The sequence below is a fragment of the Bradyrhizobium sp. RDI18 genome (assembly GCF_043203335.1).
Classification (GTDB): Bacteria; Pseudomonadota; Alphaproteobacteria; order Rhizobiales; family Xanthobacteraceae; genus Bradyrhizobium; species Bradyrhizobium retamae.
This window is the reverse complement of the sequence record NZ_JBICRN010000006.1, coordinates 520,846-535,937: the sequence shown is the minus strand read 5'-3', so window position 1 is coordinate 535,937 and position 15,092 is coordinate 520,846. Positions and strand designations below refer to the sequence as shown.

Here is a 15,092-nt window from a genome sequence, read left to right as displayed (position 1 = left end):
TCTGAGGATGTCTGCGTCAACGCCTCCCGGTGCGTACGTACCCTCACACGAGAGTGAAACGGCGTACGCGCCACAGGCGTCTGGTATCAGGAAGATTTTCGGCTCCGAACCATGTCGACAAAGCGAGGCATGCAGATGCTGCGCGCAGACTTCATCTTCTTGGAGGCGGCCCGTCCATGCGAAGTCGTAGGAGAGCACCATGCTCGTCGCTGGCTGATTTGGACAACACTGCCCTTAACCTGCCAGAGGCGATCGGTCGGAGATCAGGCGTTGTATTTGCGCGCTCGCCTATATCGAGCTCAAGTCGTCACAGCTGAACCAATGGAGCCAATGCCGCGCGACCACCTTGGGATGCAACAGGTATCAACCACCGCGGCGCCATGCGCGCCATCCGCAGGATCGTAAGCAGCGGCTGATCGTCGACGGCAGCAGCGATGCCGGGCGCGCGAAAATAGACTGGGAAGTCGCGCAGAGCCTATCTCGATCCTCGCCGCGAAAAACGCCGGCATCAAGATCAGCCGTGGGTCATGTGCGCTCGCTGACGAACGCCGTGTCGGGGAGCTGATCTCATTCAGCGATCCCGCCCGCAATCCGCTTGACGTGTTTTGCAACCCCAAGCTTCGCGTCCGAGCCGTTCATGTCGGGGAGACCGATGAACGGCTTTCCTACCGGCGCGCTCGGGATGGGCCACGTCGTGCTGAACTGTCGAGGACGTCGAAGCCCTTGCTGCCATTTTATCGTGGCGTGCCGGGCTTCAAGGTGTGGGACATCGGCTTGAGGCAGTTTGGATTGTACTTCTTCCACCGCAATGACGGAATTTAAGCCGGCAAGGAGATTGGCGAGATTTTCGCCAAAAAGGGGAGGTGGGTTACGTCTTCTCGATCGGCACTTTCCTGCAGCAGTTCTAGATCTATGACGTCGAGTTTCTCGAAAGCGGCAACCGCGTCGGCATGAAGCGCAAGGAGCTCGAGCCGGCACCATCTCGCCTTTCATGTTAGCGTTCCCGTTGATAGTCCGTTGGTTGTTCTCATAATCGTCCCAGGAGATATAGCCCTCGTGATGATCGCGAATCAGCACCTCCCAATCCTGTTGGGGGCGGCGCACACTGCGCGTGATCAGTTAAGGCCGGCTTCGACACGAACCTCCGATCCGGTTCAACCAAATACATAGGCGCCGGCGTAAACAGGGTTCGTCAACAGCCGATGGATCGTATTGTAGCGGGGCAACTGCCTTTCCACCACTCGACCTCGAGGACGGTACGCAACAATCGGCATCTTGACGCCTTGATCGCAGAACCAAATGGCAACCTGGCGGACGCTGGCGAATTCTGCAAATTTGTGGAATGCCAATGGAGCGCTTCGCGCACGCGCTTGTCGGGATCCAGCTCCAGCCGATCGTCGGCGCTGCGCACATAACCGACCGCCACGCGCTGCTTTGAGGCGCAGCGCTTCCTGCGAGCGCTGGCGTAAGATCGACGGTTCGAGCTCGCTGAATGTTCCCTTCATCCCAAGCAGCAGGCGGTCATTGACAAGCTTTGGATCGTACACGCCATCCTCGATGATCAGGCAATTTACCAGAGTGCAGAACTCCAGAAGAGTGTGCCAATCGCGCCCATTACGGGCCAGGCGCGAGGCCTCCAGAGCGAGCACAGCGCCTGCGGTGCCGGTGCAGATCGCGGCCAACAAGCGCTCGAAGCCGGGACGCGCCGTACCCCCTCCGGAGCGGCCAAGGTCATCGTCGATGACGATTGCGGTTTCCCAGCCGAGCGCCTGTGCGCGGGTCGCAAGGCCGTATTGACGCCGGCGGCTCTCGGGATTGTTGATCAGCTGATCGGGAGTCGATTGTCTAACGTAGACATAGGCGCTACGTGACAAATGATCTGGGGTGATCTTACTCATCGTCTGCCTCCTTCGCCTTTGCGCGGGCGACGCTGCATTCGTTGAGAAGAAGCTTGAGCAAACCCGCGACCTCCGAGCGATCATCGGATCGAGTCGCCGACGTTGGATTGCGCTTGTCGCGAGCACCAGAAGATCCAGCTGTTGCCATTGTGTCATCATCGCCTCCGCCAGTCTGAGTCGTTCCCGACGACGGCGATGAGGATATGCGCTGCGAGCCGATGAGGTCGCGAAGCTCGCGCAGCGAGTCCAATGAAAGTCGAGGGACTTCGACCGTCGGCAATGACGCCGCGTGGCTCTCGGTCATCCACGCCGGTAGCAGGACGCGACAGCCGTCCGACTGCTCGATCAGGAACTGCACGCGAGCCCCGTGAATGACCCGCCTGAAGACGATCACGCGCTCACCGGCGCGCGGATGATGCGGATATTGAATGATAACTTCGAACGGATGTTTGTGGGCTTGCCTGCGCGCTCGGCAACAAAGCCTGCCGCGACGGCTTTTCCGTCCTCTACAAGCGAACATCCCGCCTGTTCGCCGATCTCGTCTAGGCGCGCGGCGAGGGCCGTTGGCGCGCCTGATCGCCACGCTCGAGCGCGTCAATCTCCTCATCTTCGACTTAGGTGGAGCACACAGTGATGTGGAGTTGAGGGTCGACAATCGGCGCCGGTTCGGTTTTTGACAGCCGCCAACTCCACATAATTTACCTGTAGGTCATCGCCTCTTCAGCCAATCAACGATGTCGATCGCCGCAGAAGAGACGTGCCGGGCACGAGGCGGTGCGAGGATCTCAGGGAATACCTGCATAAGCGCTTGGCGTTTTAGATCGATGTACGCCCTTGCATAAGTCATTGTTGTGTTCAGCGACGAATGTCCAAGCCATTGACTGATGGTCGCAAAGTCGACCCCCGCCTTCAGGAGAAAGATGGCGGTCGTATGCCGCAACGAATGCGGATGGATCCGCTTCTCCTGCAGCGTGCGGGTTGCTATGGCTCCGGCTGTGATGTGCTTCTTGAGCAGGTAACGAACGCCAAAGCGGGTCAACTTGCTGCCCTGACGCTGGCGCCCGGGGAGGTGGAATATGCCATCGAGCACCTCCCGTGACGAGGTGACTTTCACACTGTTGCGTCACGGACATAGCACCTACGAGGGTGCTTGCAACGAATGGCCGTAAGCGCCGACACGAGAAACGAACGGCAATAGGACCACAGCCATGATCGACAATCTTCATGAAATTGATCCGAATGATCTGGCGGCAATTTTCTACCGGCCAAAAGACGACGTCGATAAGCTGCTGGCCGATTTCGTCCAGGATCTCGCGCGGCAAGGCGTACGCGTCGGCGGCATCGTCCAGCGACACTTGAGGGACGCAAACGGCTAGCACGCTATGCTCGCGGTCGACGTTGCGACGGAGCAAGAGATCTCGATTTCCCAGCCACTCGGCAGCGGAGCTATGTCCAGTAAGCTCGATACGCATGGACTTGCCGAGGCCGCAGCTGTCGTTTCCCGAGCGCTTCGTGTACCACTCTTGACAGCCGTTCCAAGAAAATGTCTTGCCGACTGACGAACTTTCACGGGTGATGTTAGGCACGCTGCTACTTTGCGACCGTCAAGTCGTGGAGCGATCGTGGCGCGACATCTCCACGCGCCTGGCGCGCAGCCGGGCCGTCGGTCCCAGCTGCGGCTATTTGGGGACGATGCTACCGGACAGCTTAATGACGGCTGTGAAACCATCGGAAACGCTGGCTCCGAAGTCGCCCGTCGGGCTCCTTCGCCGTCTCCGAAAACAGCATTAGCTCCGGCATCCGCTCCACATTGTGAGCCGCCATGATGCTCTGCGAGGGCGCTGATGACGCATTCGAGTCGGCGAGAAGCCGCTCCGTCCAGCTCGGCGCGCACTATCAGTCGAAGCCGGCATCAGCCCCTCAGTCGGTTCTGCAGTGCCTGCCGATCGACGACGAGGTTGTCGAGGTTCAGGTCTGCCTGCTGTCTTTCCGCCAATCGCCTAACCAGCGCCCGCGTACCGTCCACCACGAAGACGCCGCAATCATAGCCGTTCCTCTGCTGGCTTATGGGGGCGTCTTGCAGGTTGGCTCCCACCCGTGCTGCGAGCATTGCTGCAGGTCTGTCATTGTGTCCCCGGGCGGAGTCGTAGTGGTAGGCAACCGGCCTTTCGCGATCGCGGCGGTCCACCAGCAGCAACGACCAATGGGAGCCGCGGCGATTGATGTCCGTAGCGCTGGCATCGTTCACCGGCAAGAACAGGAAGTCGGCTGTATCGTTACCATTCCGATCATCGACAATGCGATGGAATGCGCGTAGCGCGTCGATCTCGGTACCCTGGCCCACCCGAAAGGCCATGAGAGGATCCACGAACCGAGTCCGGGCGGCGAGATTTGGATTGCTCCCCCGCAACTCCTGCGCCAGGAGTTCGTAGTCCCGCTGGACATGCTCGTCACCCAGCCATTCCCTGGCTCCGAGCACCCGTCCGCTGCGGTCGCCGGAAGAGGCACTCGTAGCCGAAGCGCCGATCCGGGCATCAGGAACCGAGGATGGGCCAGGATGATGGATAAGCTGAGCGTCGCTGCGTCCTCGCGGCCCTAACGTGATCGAGTAGGTCTCACCGTTGATAGAGACCGGCTGCGGAACCATTCGCGAACTCGGCATCAGCATTTTGTTGTCGAGTACATCGAGCAGGAAATCCGGGACAGGCTGGGAGCCATGCTGCCAATCGTCGCCGACGAGATGTCCAATATCCTCTAGCTCTTGAGACACGCCTGATGGCGCGATGAAGAACGGGGGTCTGCCGGCAGGGCTAAGCACCGGCGCTGACTGAGCATCGTCACGCATCTCCTGCGGTGTGGGCCACATGCTCGCGTCAAAGTCGGATGGCACGCGCGGCGACCAGGTTGAGCTCGACCCAGCCGGGCCTTGCGGCGTCGGCCACTCACTTGGGTCGAAGTCGGACGGCACTCGCGGCGACCAGGTTGAGCTCGACCCAGCCGGGCCTTGCGGCGTCGGCCACTCACTCGGGTCGAAGTCGGACGGCACTCGTGGCGACCACGATAAGCTCGACCCGGCAAGCCGCGATTCCTGACTCGGCCGCTCAGGGAAGGCCACACCCAGCGCTCTGTTTGCCTCGACGACTCGTAGGTACTGTCCAAGCTTCTTGAGACTCACGAGACTCACGCCAGTTTTCCCTTTGGCTGTCGTGAAGTCCCGGTAATCTACGTTCAACGACAGTTGCTGCTGATCATTACCGTTGATTCGACTCGCTATGCTCTTTCTACCCGTGGTTCGGAGCCAATCACTGAACTTACGTTGCGCCGAAGCAGTATTCCGGACAGTTTTCCTTCTCGATTGGGAAGTCGGGTCGGATCCGAGCTTGCTTAGCTCTTCGTTCGCCAGGCCATCGATGACGATGGTGTCGTCGTCATAAGGACGAAGAACGTTTTGGGGCTCGAGGCCTAGGTACTGCCGAAGCTGATCGAGTGGGGCTGATCGTTTTTTGGCTTTGATGAAGGCCGCATGATCTTCGTTCAACGACGCTTGCTGCTGAGCACTGCCGTTGATTCGGCTCATTATATCCCCCTTGTTCTCCCTTTGGAGCCAATCACTAAAATTACGTAGCCTGGAAGTCATGCTTGAGACGGCGGCTTTCTCTTTGAGAGTCGCGTCGGATCCAAGCTTGCCCAGGGCTTCGTTTTGAAAGCCATCGATGGTGGGGACGTCCTCGGGATGAGCGGACAATAACTCGCGCCCCATCAGGCGGGCTCCGGCACCGACTGCTTGGAGCCCGTCAGCCCCGAGCCTCCGGAGATGAGACAGTGCCGCGTCGAGACGGTCACGATCGTCGCCACCAGCTGCGGTGTACTCCTCGATGTCGGCGGCTAGCGACCTTGGTTCGTTAAACGCGCGAGTAGTCAGCGGCCCCTTATTCTCCGCTCGGAGCCAACGAGCAAACGCCTTAAGAGCCTGCGCATTGGACTTGATGGTAGCGGCGGGAACCCTTCCGGTCCCTCGACCTCTGCTACCATCGGGAACAACCCTGTACGATTTGACCTCTTCCGCGAACTGGCGGATGATCCGCTCGTCTTGGGGATGCATCGGTTGCTCTTGCGCATCCACCCACGCGGGGGCGGATATGGGATTTCCGGCCCGGAAACGCTGGAGTGTGTCCAATGCTCCCCCCAAATAATTCCTGCTATTGGCGCTCGCCACTTTCATAAAGTCATCCTTATAGGCTGTCAGCAGATCAGCGTCGCCAAGCAGGTCTTTCAGCGTCACGCCTTTGGGTTGAAGGAATTCGCTAAACATGCTGAGAGCGTTCACGTAGTTGTTAATGGTCTTAGGCCTACGGTTCTCGCCGGCCAATGCCACCTTGAACTCTTCAATGAGGCCCAGGTCCGCCTCGGACGGGCGACTGCGCTTCGCGAAATCCATGCGAAGCTCTGAATAGACCGCGTCGGAGGCCGAGCCGCCGGACGACTTTTCCCGACGGCTTCCTCCAAAGACTTTGCCGAGCCCTGATTTGACCCGGGAGAACAGTCCACGGGGCTTGTTGTCCTTCGTCCGCGCCGCAGGCTGCGCTTCCGACGGCGCTGTGTAGCGCATGCTGCTGAATGGCCTGCCCCGCAAGTCAGACGGAGAATCGTTTGCAGCCAAGCCAAGATGAGCGCGCGGCACATCGACGCTGTACCGCGTGCCAACATCAGTACGCTGGACAGTTCCATGCGCCCCCGCTGTTGGAGTGTCGGGCGAACTAAGCTCAGGCGAACTCTCCTCAGGGGAGCCGAGTTGCAGCTCGCTCACCTGCTGCTCAAAGCTAGCTTGATCCGCAGGCACGCTTTCCAACTCTTGCCGCGCACGCTGCAGCTCTTGCTGCTCAGCGTACCAACGCATCCAATAGTTCGAATCGTTATAGCCCGGTTCCATACCACTCTCCCTAGATGAAATAACTCTTCATAGCTGCCCCAGAGCCAAACTCGGGTGCACTGACCACAAAGACTCCAGCTTCAGAAAGCCAATTGCCAAGATCGGCAACCAGAACAAGAGGACGCTCGTCCGCGCCCCTCCGACTTCGCGCAATACTCACGCCAGCCCCAGCCTTAGCTTCCGCAGAAGACTCGCAGGTCGCTCCGGCAGTAGGACTGCGCGCCAAAAGCGCAACCATGCGACGTTCCCCACTCATCAAGAGGCCTGGATTCACTTTGCGGTTCCGCGTCCGGAACAATCGCGGAGACCGCGAAAGACAGATATTTGCTCCACCGAGAAGCAACAGCGTTGGCGCCCCTCCTAGGAAAACGCCGCACGCGGCGCATCGGGATTTAACTCGGAGCCGTCCATTGCCTATGGGAAGGCGGCCCGATGATCTCGAACTGCACGTCCTGCTGCAGTTTCAATTCTTCAATTTGTCGCTCCGACATTCGCTACGGGCCGATTTCGAGATGGGCCTGCACAGCCACAGCCTCTCACGCATCTTTGACATCGAGACATCGAAGCCTCTCCTTGTGATCATGACGCTTCTGGGCCGATGGCCGCATGTATGATTCAGACTGTACAACCTGACGCTACGTCGACTTCAAGCCCTTTCTGGCGCCGTCGCGGCGAGGCTGCGGGTTGCATGCGCGTTTCAGGATGGCGAACCTCGCATCTTGGTGATCTCCTGCCGCCTCAATGGGCGAGGCGCCGCCCATCAACCACCAACAAGTATTGGCCGTCAGCGAGCCTTGGGGCGCTTATTCGAGCGCTATCAACTGGGACGCTTCGCGCATCGAGATCGTAATGGCTCATGAGCGCCTCGTCGCAGCGATACAGCCGCTCTTCCTAGGAGCCTGTCCAGTTAGCATCGGGAAGCCAGTTTTATCCGAATGATAGCGGCTCATGCGGCCCTCGCCAGCTTGACGAGGTTGTGAGCGGTGCAAATCAGGGCCCATTCGGGCTTCACTTTGTCGATGCCGCGCAGCAGGAATTGCCTGAACCCTCTTGCCTGTTTGATCTGTCCGAACACGGGTTCGACGATCTGCTTACGCAAGCGGTAGCGACTTCGGTAGCCGGCGCGCTTGAGCTTGGTGCTCATCTTGGCGATCAGCGAGCCGGCTCTTGAAGGCTTTTCCGCGGTGGCGGACTTGGTGCCGTGCTTCTGCCTTCCGGTGGCGATGTAGCCCTCAATGCGCCGCCGTTTGAGCGTGCGAAGATTAGCGGCGGAGCAGTAGCCGGCGTCGGCCGACACTTCGTCGGGATTGGTCCCCAGATTAGCCCTGATCCCGTCGAGCAACGGCGCCAGTTGCGCCTGATCGCTCGAGGAACTGGTCAGCGTCTGCGCCACGATGATCTGATGGGCACCATCGACCGCGGCCTGGGCGTTGTAGCCCTGGATGTAACCGTCCTTGGTCTTCAGGATGCGGCTTTCCGGGTCGGTGAAATTGCGTTGTGCCTTGCCGTCGGGCTCCGTTTTCGTCGGCGTCTTGCCGCTCTTCTTGCCGCCTTCGGCGACGCGACGCTCCTCGGCCCGCGCCTTGCGTTCCACCTCGGCTGCGGCCTTGGCTTCGGCCTCCAGCGCGGCCTTGGCCTCACGTATCTTCTCAAGCCGCTTCTGCTTGTCGGCCACCCAATCGGGCATCTCGTCGCCGCGCTTGTCGCCGTAGAGCTTATCCTCCTGCGCATCGGCGGCCTCGGCGGCCTTGAGCCAGCGATCGACCTCCGCTTCAAGCTCCGCTTCCCGCTTCTTCATCCGATCGTAGCTCATCGCCTTGTGCTTGGACGCGTTCGCCTTGATCTTGGTGCCGTCGAGCGCAACGTGCCCGAGCTTCACCAACCCGGCCTTCTCGGCCAGCTTCAACACCTGCACGAACAGGTCGGCCAGCGCCTTAAGATGCCGCCGCCGGAACTCCGAGATCGTGCGGAAGTCCGGCGCATCGCCGGCCACGATCATCATGAAATCCGCCCGCTCCACCGCCGCCCTGGCGATCCGCCGCGACGAGTAGATGCCGCTCGCATAGCCGTGTAGAAGCAGCGCCGTCATCATCCGCGGATTAAACGGCGGCTGACCCAGCCCGCTCCGGTAGCTGCCTAGGATCGCCGATAGATCAAGGCTTTCCTTGACCAGCGACACGATCAACCGCGAAACGTGGTCCTGCGGCACATAGTCCTGCACGCTCGGCGGCAGAAGCTGGACCTCGTCGATCTTCCAGGGGCGAAATTCCTTGCTCATGGCTGCGCAAGGAATCAGACTCGCACCCTCTTGACCAGTCACTACTCAGACAGGCTCCTAGCGGCACATTCCGCAAACCCTGCAGCCTCGTCAGCTTCTGTACTCCGAAATAAATCCGGACAGGTCGCGAGCAGTGATTCAATCCGCACAGATTTGAGGGTGACATGATGCGCACCCGAAGCCGCGGAGAACGGGCTTTGATCATGACCGTGCTGCCGACAAGTCACGCGGTCGCGCGGGTGGACGACCGGCGGGTCGTCATGCGTTTTGTATGTGCTTCCGACACGCACAGCGTGGCACGAGCTCCCGGACCGCGTTGTTGCCCGTTCATTCTGCCCATGTCCGGCATGAATTGGAAGTCCACTACCGGTATCATCCATATTTCGGTCGCAAGGTCTTGGTGCGTCGCATCGAGCAGCGAGCGACCGGCCAATTTCTTAGCGTACAAGGGCCGGCAGGCATCGTGGTATCGATCGCTGGTTGGATGCTCGATCCTGTGATTTGCGCCGGAATGACAATCGGCGCACCGCGCGTCGATCTGGCCGCACTCGTCGAGTTGGAGCGGCTATTGATTGGTACGGCCAACCCCGCACACTCCCGGAACGATATCGCAATCGTTCGGGAGGAAGGCAATGAAGTCTCTCAGATTGCCGGCGGCGGCGCCGAGCCGTTAGATCAACTTCTTATTCGACAACAGCCGGCTGGAAGGGGTGGCCTCCGCCGAGCGGAACAAGATCATCTCGGTGCTGGCTCAAATCCTCATGCAGGCGGCCGGCCTCAGCGTCGAGGAGCTTGAAGATGACCAGCGCTGAGGTGATTCCGGCGGTCGTTCTCAAGAGGAAGGCTGTCGTGCATGTGCGCCAGTCGACGCAATCCCAGGTTATGACCAACCTGGAGAGCAAGCGGCGCCAATATGATCTGGTCGATGTCGCCCGCCAACGGGGTTTCGTCGATGTTGAAATCATCGATGATGATGTCGGCCGCTCGGCAAGCGGGACGGTGGCACGCCCCGGCTTCGACCGCTTGGTCGCATGGCTGTGCGCCGGCAAGGTCGGCGCCGTTCTATGCTTCGATGCGTCGAGGCTCGCGCGAAACGGTCGCGATTGGCATCACCTGCTCGAACTATGTGGGCTTGTCGAAGCCCGCGTCATCGATCTCGACGGCGTCTACAATCCGTGTCGGCCAAATGATCGCCTGCTCCTTGGCATGAAAGGCAGTATCAGCGAGTTCGAGCTCGGCGTGCTGCGCGCGAGAATGCTGGATGCCGCCCGGTCCAAGGCCAGCCGGGGCGAGCTGCGGTTATCGGTTCCGTTCGGCTACATTTGGCACCGTGAAGCGGGGCTTGGTCTCGATCCCGATCTACGTCTCCAGGAAGTGATCCGACCCATCTTCAGCCGCTTCCGCAAGCTCGGCAGCGCGCGCCAGGTGTTGCTCTCGATGAAAGCGGATCAGATCCACTTCCCGCGGCCCTCTAACGAAGGTCGCATGACCAGCTTCGACTGGGTGGCGATCCGCTACCGCAACGTCATCGCGGTTCTCAAGAATCCGTTTTACGCAGGGTTTACGTGTACGGGAAAAGCGAGAAACGCACCGCCATCGTCGAAGGGAGGGCACGGCGGAGCTACGGGCATGGCAAGCCGATCGGGACATGGGAGGTGATGATCAAAGATCATCACGAAGGCTATATCGGCTGGGCCGAATATGAGCGCAACCAGAAGCAACTCGCCCTCAATAATTACGGTCGTGCCGGAGGCGCAAAGTCCGGCCGGGTGGCAGGGCACTCCTGTCGGGGGATGATGACCTGCGGGCGATGCGGGCGGCGGCTGAGCGTTGCCTACACTGGCAATCCGCGGCGCCGACCGGTATATCGCTGCGACAAGCCAAACCTTATGATGGGTCTGCCCCCGGTGCATGACCTTCGGCGGCCCGCGCGTCGATGCCGCGATCGCCCGGGAGTTGTTGCAGGCGGTGGAGCCAATGGCGATCGAAGCCGCGTTCGAGGCGGAGCGGATGCACCGGGAACAACAGGAAGACCAGCAACGCATCCTGGACATGGAACTGCAGCAGGCAGAGGCAAGCCTGGCCGAGCGTCGCTACGCCGCCTGCGATCCTGACAATCGTCTCATTGCCGCGCAGTTGGAGAAGAACTGGGAGGCCGCGCTCCGGCGTGTCCGGTATCTGGAGACACGCCAGCCCGCTGAAAGGCCATCAGACGTCAAGGTCGATCCGAGCGCCTTCACCAATCTGGCGGACAATCTATCGGCGGCGTGGAATGCGCCAGGTGTTACGATGCGTGCCCGCCAGCAACTGCTGCGGACATTGATCACCGAGATCGTCGTCGATGTCGATGATGATGCGCGCGATGTCGTGCTCACGATCCATTGGCGTGGTGGCCAGCACTCCGAGCTGTCCACAAGCCACGAACTGGTGAACATGGTTGCGCAACGACCGAAGACGCTTTGGCGGTCATGCGCAGCATGGCCGGCCGCTGGTCTGACGAACATATCGCCGCGTCGCTTAACCGAATTGGCTTGCCCACCGGTCAAGGCAAGACCTGGACGGCGCACCGCGTCGCTTCCGTTCGACGCGTGCGTGGAATCCATGCCTATCGATCCGCGGAAAAAGATGGCGAATGGCTCACCATGACCGAAGCGGCAAAGGTTTTAGGCGTCACAAACCACGCGATACGGCGCCTTATCAAAGCCGGTGTCCTTCCGGCTCTGCAGGTTGTTCCCGGCGCACCGCATCAAATCCGTGCCGACGACCTGGCATCTGAGCCGGTCAAAACGGCGGTGGCCCGGAAAGGTCGCCCGTGTCGCGTTGTCGACGCGGGCACGCTTCCAATGTTTACAGACACTTGACGAGGGAGTGCATAATGACTCGCGCATCGCTTGTGGCCGGATCGCGCGCTCGACGGTTTTGGAGTCGAGCTCGATGCGACCGTCGCTCAGGAAGCGCTCGAGAGTGGTGCGCCTGGATGTGGCATACCGGATCGCCTCAGCGAGCTTGGATTTGCCGGACAGGCGAGGCAGTTCCTTCTCCCACAGATCGAAGAGCGTTTCGACGATGGTGGCAGACTTTTCCTGGCGTGCTTTCACCCGAGTTGCGGGATCCTGGCCACGGATGTCGGCTTCGATCGCCCATAGCCCGGCTGCGAGCAATGCGGCCGCCTCGAGCCCTTCAAACCGCCGATAACCAGCCATCCGTCGGACCACGGCGCCGTTCTTCTGTTCGACAAACGCCTGGTCGTTCTTGCGGTAGGGTCGGCAACGCGTGAACACAATGTTCGCCTGCTCACAATACGCTTTCAGCGTTTCGTTTATGAACACGGTATCATTGTCGGTATCGATTTCCTGCAACGAGAACGGCAGCTGTCGGCGAAGTTCTGTCAACACGGTGCTCAGGAGCGTTTGCTCGCGCACCAGCAACGGCGCACACTCCGTCCAACCGGTCGCAATATCCGTGAGCACCAGCGTCTGGATAAAACTGCCGCGCGCCGAGGGCCCGCTGTGGGCGACCAGATCGGCTTCGACAAAGCCCGGCGCCGGATCCTTCCAGTCGGCGGACGTCCGTACCGGGATGCTCCGTCGCAATGCGCTCGCCACCGGCCGGCGCCGCTGGCGTGCACCCTCCTGTCGGATCTTCCCCAGCGCCCGATCGATCGTCGACGCGCTCACCGCCAGCAGCTTCGCGCGGATTTCAGGCGCCAGGCCCATGTGGCCGTTCCGTTCCATCGACTCGATCAGGAGCGGCAGCAGCGCTTTCAGTCTCTTGCCGCAAATCCGGTCCGATGCCTCCCAAAGAACTACCAGCGCATTTCGTTCAGCTTCCTCGTAAATCCGCCGACGGGTGCGCCGAACCGGGGATTTCCCCATATCGCCTCGGAGCAGGCGCATCGCATGCTTTCGATGGAAGCCCGTCACCACCACAAACTCGTCGAGAATTCGCGCCTTCTCCGCGCGGCTCGCCTCTCTGTAGCGCTGCCCCACAGCGGCCGTCAGCTCTCTTCGAGTCGCCATGCTCAGTTGCCTCATTATCGCCCCCCAGCCCCATCTCACTGGGGAGCAAATTACGTGAGGCAACGGCCCAGCATTCAGGAACATTTCAGGCGACGCAATGCGGCTTCCCATCCAGATTGGGTTCTTCCGCACATTTGGTGCAGGGTGCTGGATTCACGAACAGTGCGAATAAGGGCATAAGGTCGGAATCGCAGTCGACGTCCGTGATCTGCCTTGCTCCATGCCTTCCGCTCACAGGTTTCCCCCGAGCTTTCGATTGTCCAGATCCTTCCCCAGACCGACAGGGTGGTGCTCGTGGCTCGGCCGAAGTCAGCGGCCTCGCTCTGCCCCTGTTGCGGCGGCCAGACGGGTCGCGTCCACAGCCATTACGAGCGACGCTTAGCCGATCTGCCCTGGCAGGATCGGGTTGTCGAAATCCGGCTTCAGGCGCGACGCTTTCGATGCGCGAATCCGCAATGCCCGCGTCGGATATTCACTGAGCGGCTACCGGCAACGGTGCGGCCGAAAGCAAGACGCACAACCCGCCTCGGCGAGAGCCAGCTGGCGATCGGCTTTGCGGTCGGCGATGAGCCCGGCTCTCGCCTGTCGCGCAAACTGGCCATGCCGGTCAGCGGCGACACGTTGCTCCGAATGATTCACTCGGCTCCCTTGCCGGATTTCGTTGCCCCGACCGTCGTCGGCATCGACGATTGGGCTTGGCGTCGTGGCCAGCGATATGGAACGATCATCTGCGATCTGGAGCGCAATTGCGTGCTCGATCTGCTTCCCGATCGTAACGCCGGCAGTGTTGCGCGCTGGCTGAAGCGCTGGCCGGAGATCAAGGTCGTCGCCCGCGATCGTGCGGGACTTTATGCTGATGGCGCACGCTGCGGCGTCCCCGACGCGGTGCAGGTGGCGGACCGCTGGCACCTGGCACCTGCTCAACAGTCTGGGTGAGGCCCTGCGCCACGCGGTCGGCCGCCATCGTCACAACGTAGCCGCCGCCGTGCAAATCATGGCGTCCGCGCAACGAGCGAAGACCGGCAGTTCCGCGCCGCCGCCCGGCCTTGCACAGTTGCGGGCGGATCGAAAGGCCTGCGCGACGCGAACGCTGGGATGAAATCTGTCGCCTACGCCAGCAAGGTTGCCCGACATTCAGGAAGCCGCCACAACGGCGACCAAGAAAAAAGGCCGCTTGAACGAACAAGCGGCCCAAGTCTAGGGAGGAAACGCCCAAGAGGGCAGCGATAGCGCATGGCGCCACCGCACTGCAGTAGATGCGTTGGCGGGGCATAAAACGCAAGAGGTTGACTTCCGGATCGATGTCAAAGTGCGCCTTTTTCCAGCCTTGCTTACTCCGCGTTCGGGCAATTCGCCAGACAGCTCCGGATGTTTTGGACAAGACCAATAATCGCGATCAGGAGTATGTGGCGCTGTTGAGATCACTACAAAGACAGGTTTGTTCCACCATCACTTTACGATGAGGCCGACAAATCGCGTCCCAGATCACAAAAGCAAAGGACCGCCATAATCTGGTCGGTCAATTCAAATCCGGTGACAAATATCGTCTGGTGGTCGGTGAAATGCAGCGTTTAAGTGGACGTCTCCGCATCGCGGTCGATTCCGGCAACGTCATGGAATGAGCGATCCTCAAATCCCGCAGTATCGTTGCCCTCTGCCGCCAATGATCGTGTCATTTCCGAGAATCGTCTCCGCTTCCGCGCTGCAGCGCCGAAGTTGTGCCCGCCGTACCAGCAGGAGCCAGAATTTGTCGTCTCCAGCACCACGATCCAGAACATCGCCATTAGGGCCACCCGAAAGCGTACTTTGCGCCGAGGTCGCATTGGTGAGGAAGTGATCACCTGCACCGCCACGGAGCGACTGGGCACCAGTTCCTGCGTACTGATGGTCGTTACCGCTGCCGCCATTCAAGGTGTCAGTGCCGGCGCCCGATAGATGATGTCATGCCTGCGCCGCTAAACAGCCAC

General features: G+C 60.5%; 10 protein-coding genes and 3 pseudogenes. 6 read left to right on the top strand and 7 right to left on the bottom strand.

All coding sequences use genetic code 11. The annotated features are described in order from the left end of the window. Positions 1–822: 822 nt before the first annotated feature. Positions 823–998, top strand: a pseudogene (locus tag ACFXS9_RS03470) (nitrogen fixation protein NifZ); the annotation flags it as partial. A 156-nt stretch (positions 999–1,154) separates the two neighbouring features. On the opposite strand, the gene ACFXS9_RS03465 reads toward ACFXS9_RS03470, so the two are convergent. The 3 genes from ACFXS9_RS03465 to ACFXS9_RS03455 all read right to left on the bottom strand — a co-directional run bounded on the left by ACFXS9_RS03465 (position 1,155) and on the right by ACFXS9_RS03455 (position 3,012). Further along, entirely contained in the window at positions 1,155–1,898 is a 744-nt protein-coding gene (locus ACFXS9_RS03465) for a recombinase family protein (protein WP_392685206.1), read from the bottom strand. Beyond that, entirely contained in the window at positions 1,891–2,256 is a 366-nt protein-coding gene (locus tag ACFXS9_RS03460; protein ID WP_392685203.1) for a hypothetical protein, read from the bottom strand. The genes ACFXS9_RS03465 and ACFXS9_RS03460 overlap by 8 nt, the downstream gene beginning before the upstream one ends. Before the next feature lie 351 nt (positions 2,257–2,607). Continuing rightward, the gene (locus ACFXS9_RS03455; RefSeq protein WP_245309114.1) at positions 2,608–3,012 is read right to left on the bottom strand and encodes a tyrosine-type recombinase/integrase; all 405 of its coding nucleotides are present in this window, start codon (positions 3,010–3,012) and stop codon (positions 2,608–2,610) included. Between the two features lie 94 nt (positions 3,013–3,106). Between ACFXS9_RS03455 and ACFXS9_RS03450 the strand changes: the two are divergent. Next, positions 3,107–3,457, top strand: a pseudogene (locus tag ACFXS9_RS03450) (DUF2478 domain-containing protein). Positions 3,458–3,810: 353 nt separating this feature from the next. Here ACFXS9_RS03450 and ACFXS9_RS03445 read toward each other — a convergent pair. Together ACFXS9_RS03445 and ACFXS9_RS03440 are read right to left on the bottom strand one after the other, a co-directional pair. After that, positions 3,811–6,828, bottom strand: a complete 3,018-nt coding sequence (locus ACFXS9_RS03445; RefSeq protein WP_392685199.1) for a Ulp1 family isopeptidase — start codon at positions 6,826–6,828, stop codon at positions 3,811–3,813. Between the two features lie 946 nt (positions 6,829–7,774). Next, a complete protein-coding gene (locus ACFXS9_RS03440) occupies positions 7,775–9,106 on the bottom strand; it encodes an IS1182 family transposase (RefSeq protein ID WP_392685196.1) in 1,332 nt (443 codons plus the stop codon). Between the two features lie 798 nt (positions 9,107–9,904). Between ACFXS9_RS03440 and ACFXS9_RS03435 the strand changes: the two genes are divergently transcribed. The 3 genes and pseudogenes from ACFXS9_RS03435 to ACFXS9_RS03425 form a co-directional block, all read left to right on the top strand. Then, positions 9,905–10,765 (top strand): recombinase family protein, encoded by an 861-nt coding sequence (locus ACFXS9_RS03435; RefSeq protein ID WP_392685193.1) that lies wholly within the window; start codon positions 9,905–9,907, stop codon positions 10,763–10,765. 252 nt (positions 10,766–11,017) lie between these two features. After that, complete coding sequence (locus tag ACFXS9_RS03430; RefSeq protein WP_392685190.1) at positions 11,018–11,752, top strand: hypothetical protein; 735 nt, start codon at positions 11,018–11,020, stop codon at positions 11,750–11,752. Next, positions 11,695–11,814: pseudogene (locus ACFXS9_RS03425) on the top strand (hypothetical protein); the annotation flags it as partial. The gene ACFXS9_RS03430 and the pseudogene ACFXS9_RS03425, both read left to right, overlap by 58 nt. Here the strand turns inward: ACFXS9_RS03425 and ACFXS9_RS03420 are convergent. Further along, positions 11,770–13,140: a transposase gene (locus tag ACFXS9_RS03420; RefSeq protein WP_392685187.1), complete on the bottom strand. Its 1,371-nt coding sequence runs from the start codon at positions 13,138–13,140 to the stop codon at positions 11,770–11,772. The pseudogene ACFXS9_RS03425 and the gene ACFXS9_RS03420 sit on opposite strands and share 45 nt — an antisense overlap. A gap of 270 nt (positions 13,141–13,410) precedes the next feature. Here ACFXS9_RS03420 and ACFXS9_RS03415 point away from each other — a divergent pair, with 270 nt between their 5' ends. Beyond that, positions 13,411–14,061: an ISL3 family transposase gene (locus ACFXS9_RS03415; RefSeq protein ID WP_392687232.1), complete on the top strand. Its 651-nt coding sequence runs from the start codon at positions 13,411–13,413 to the stop codon at positions 14,059–14,061. 693 nt (positions 14,062–14,754) lie between these two features. On the opposite strand, the gene ACFXS9_RS03410 is transcribed toward ACFXS9_RS03415, so the two are convergent. Further along, on the bottom strand, positions 14,755–15,036 hold the full coding sequence (locus tag ACFXS9_RS03410) for a hypothetical protein (RefSeq protein ID WP_197427596.1): 282 nt from the start codon (positions 15,034–15,036) through the stop codon (positions 14,755–14,757). Positions 15,037–15,092 lie beyond the last annotated feature (56 nt).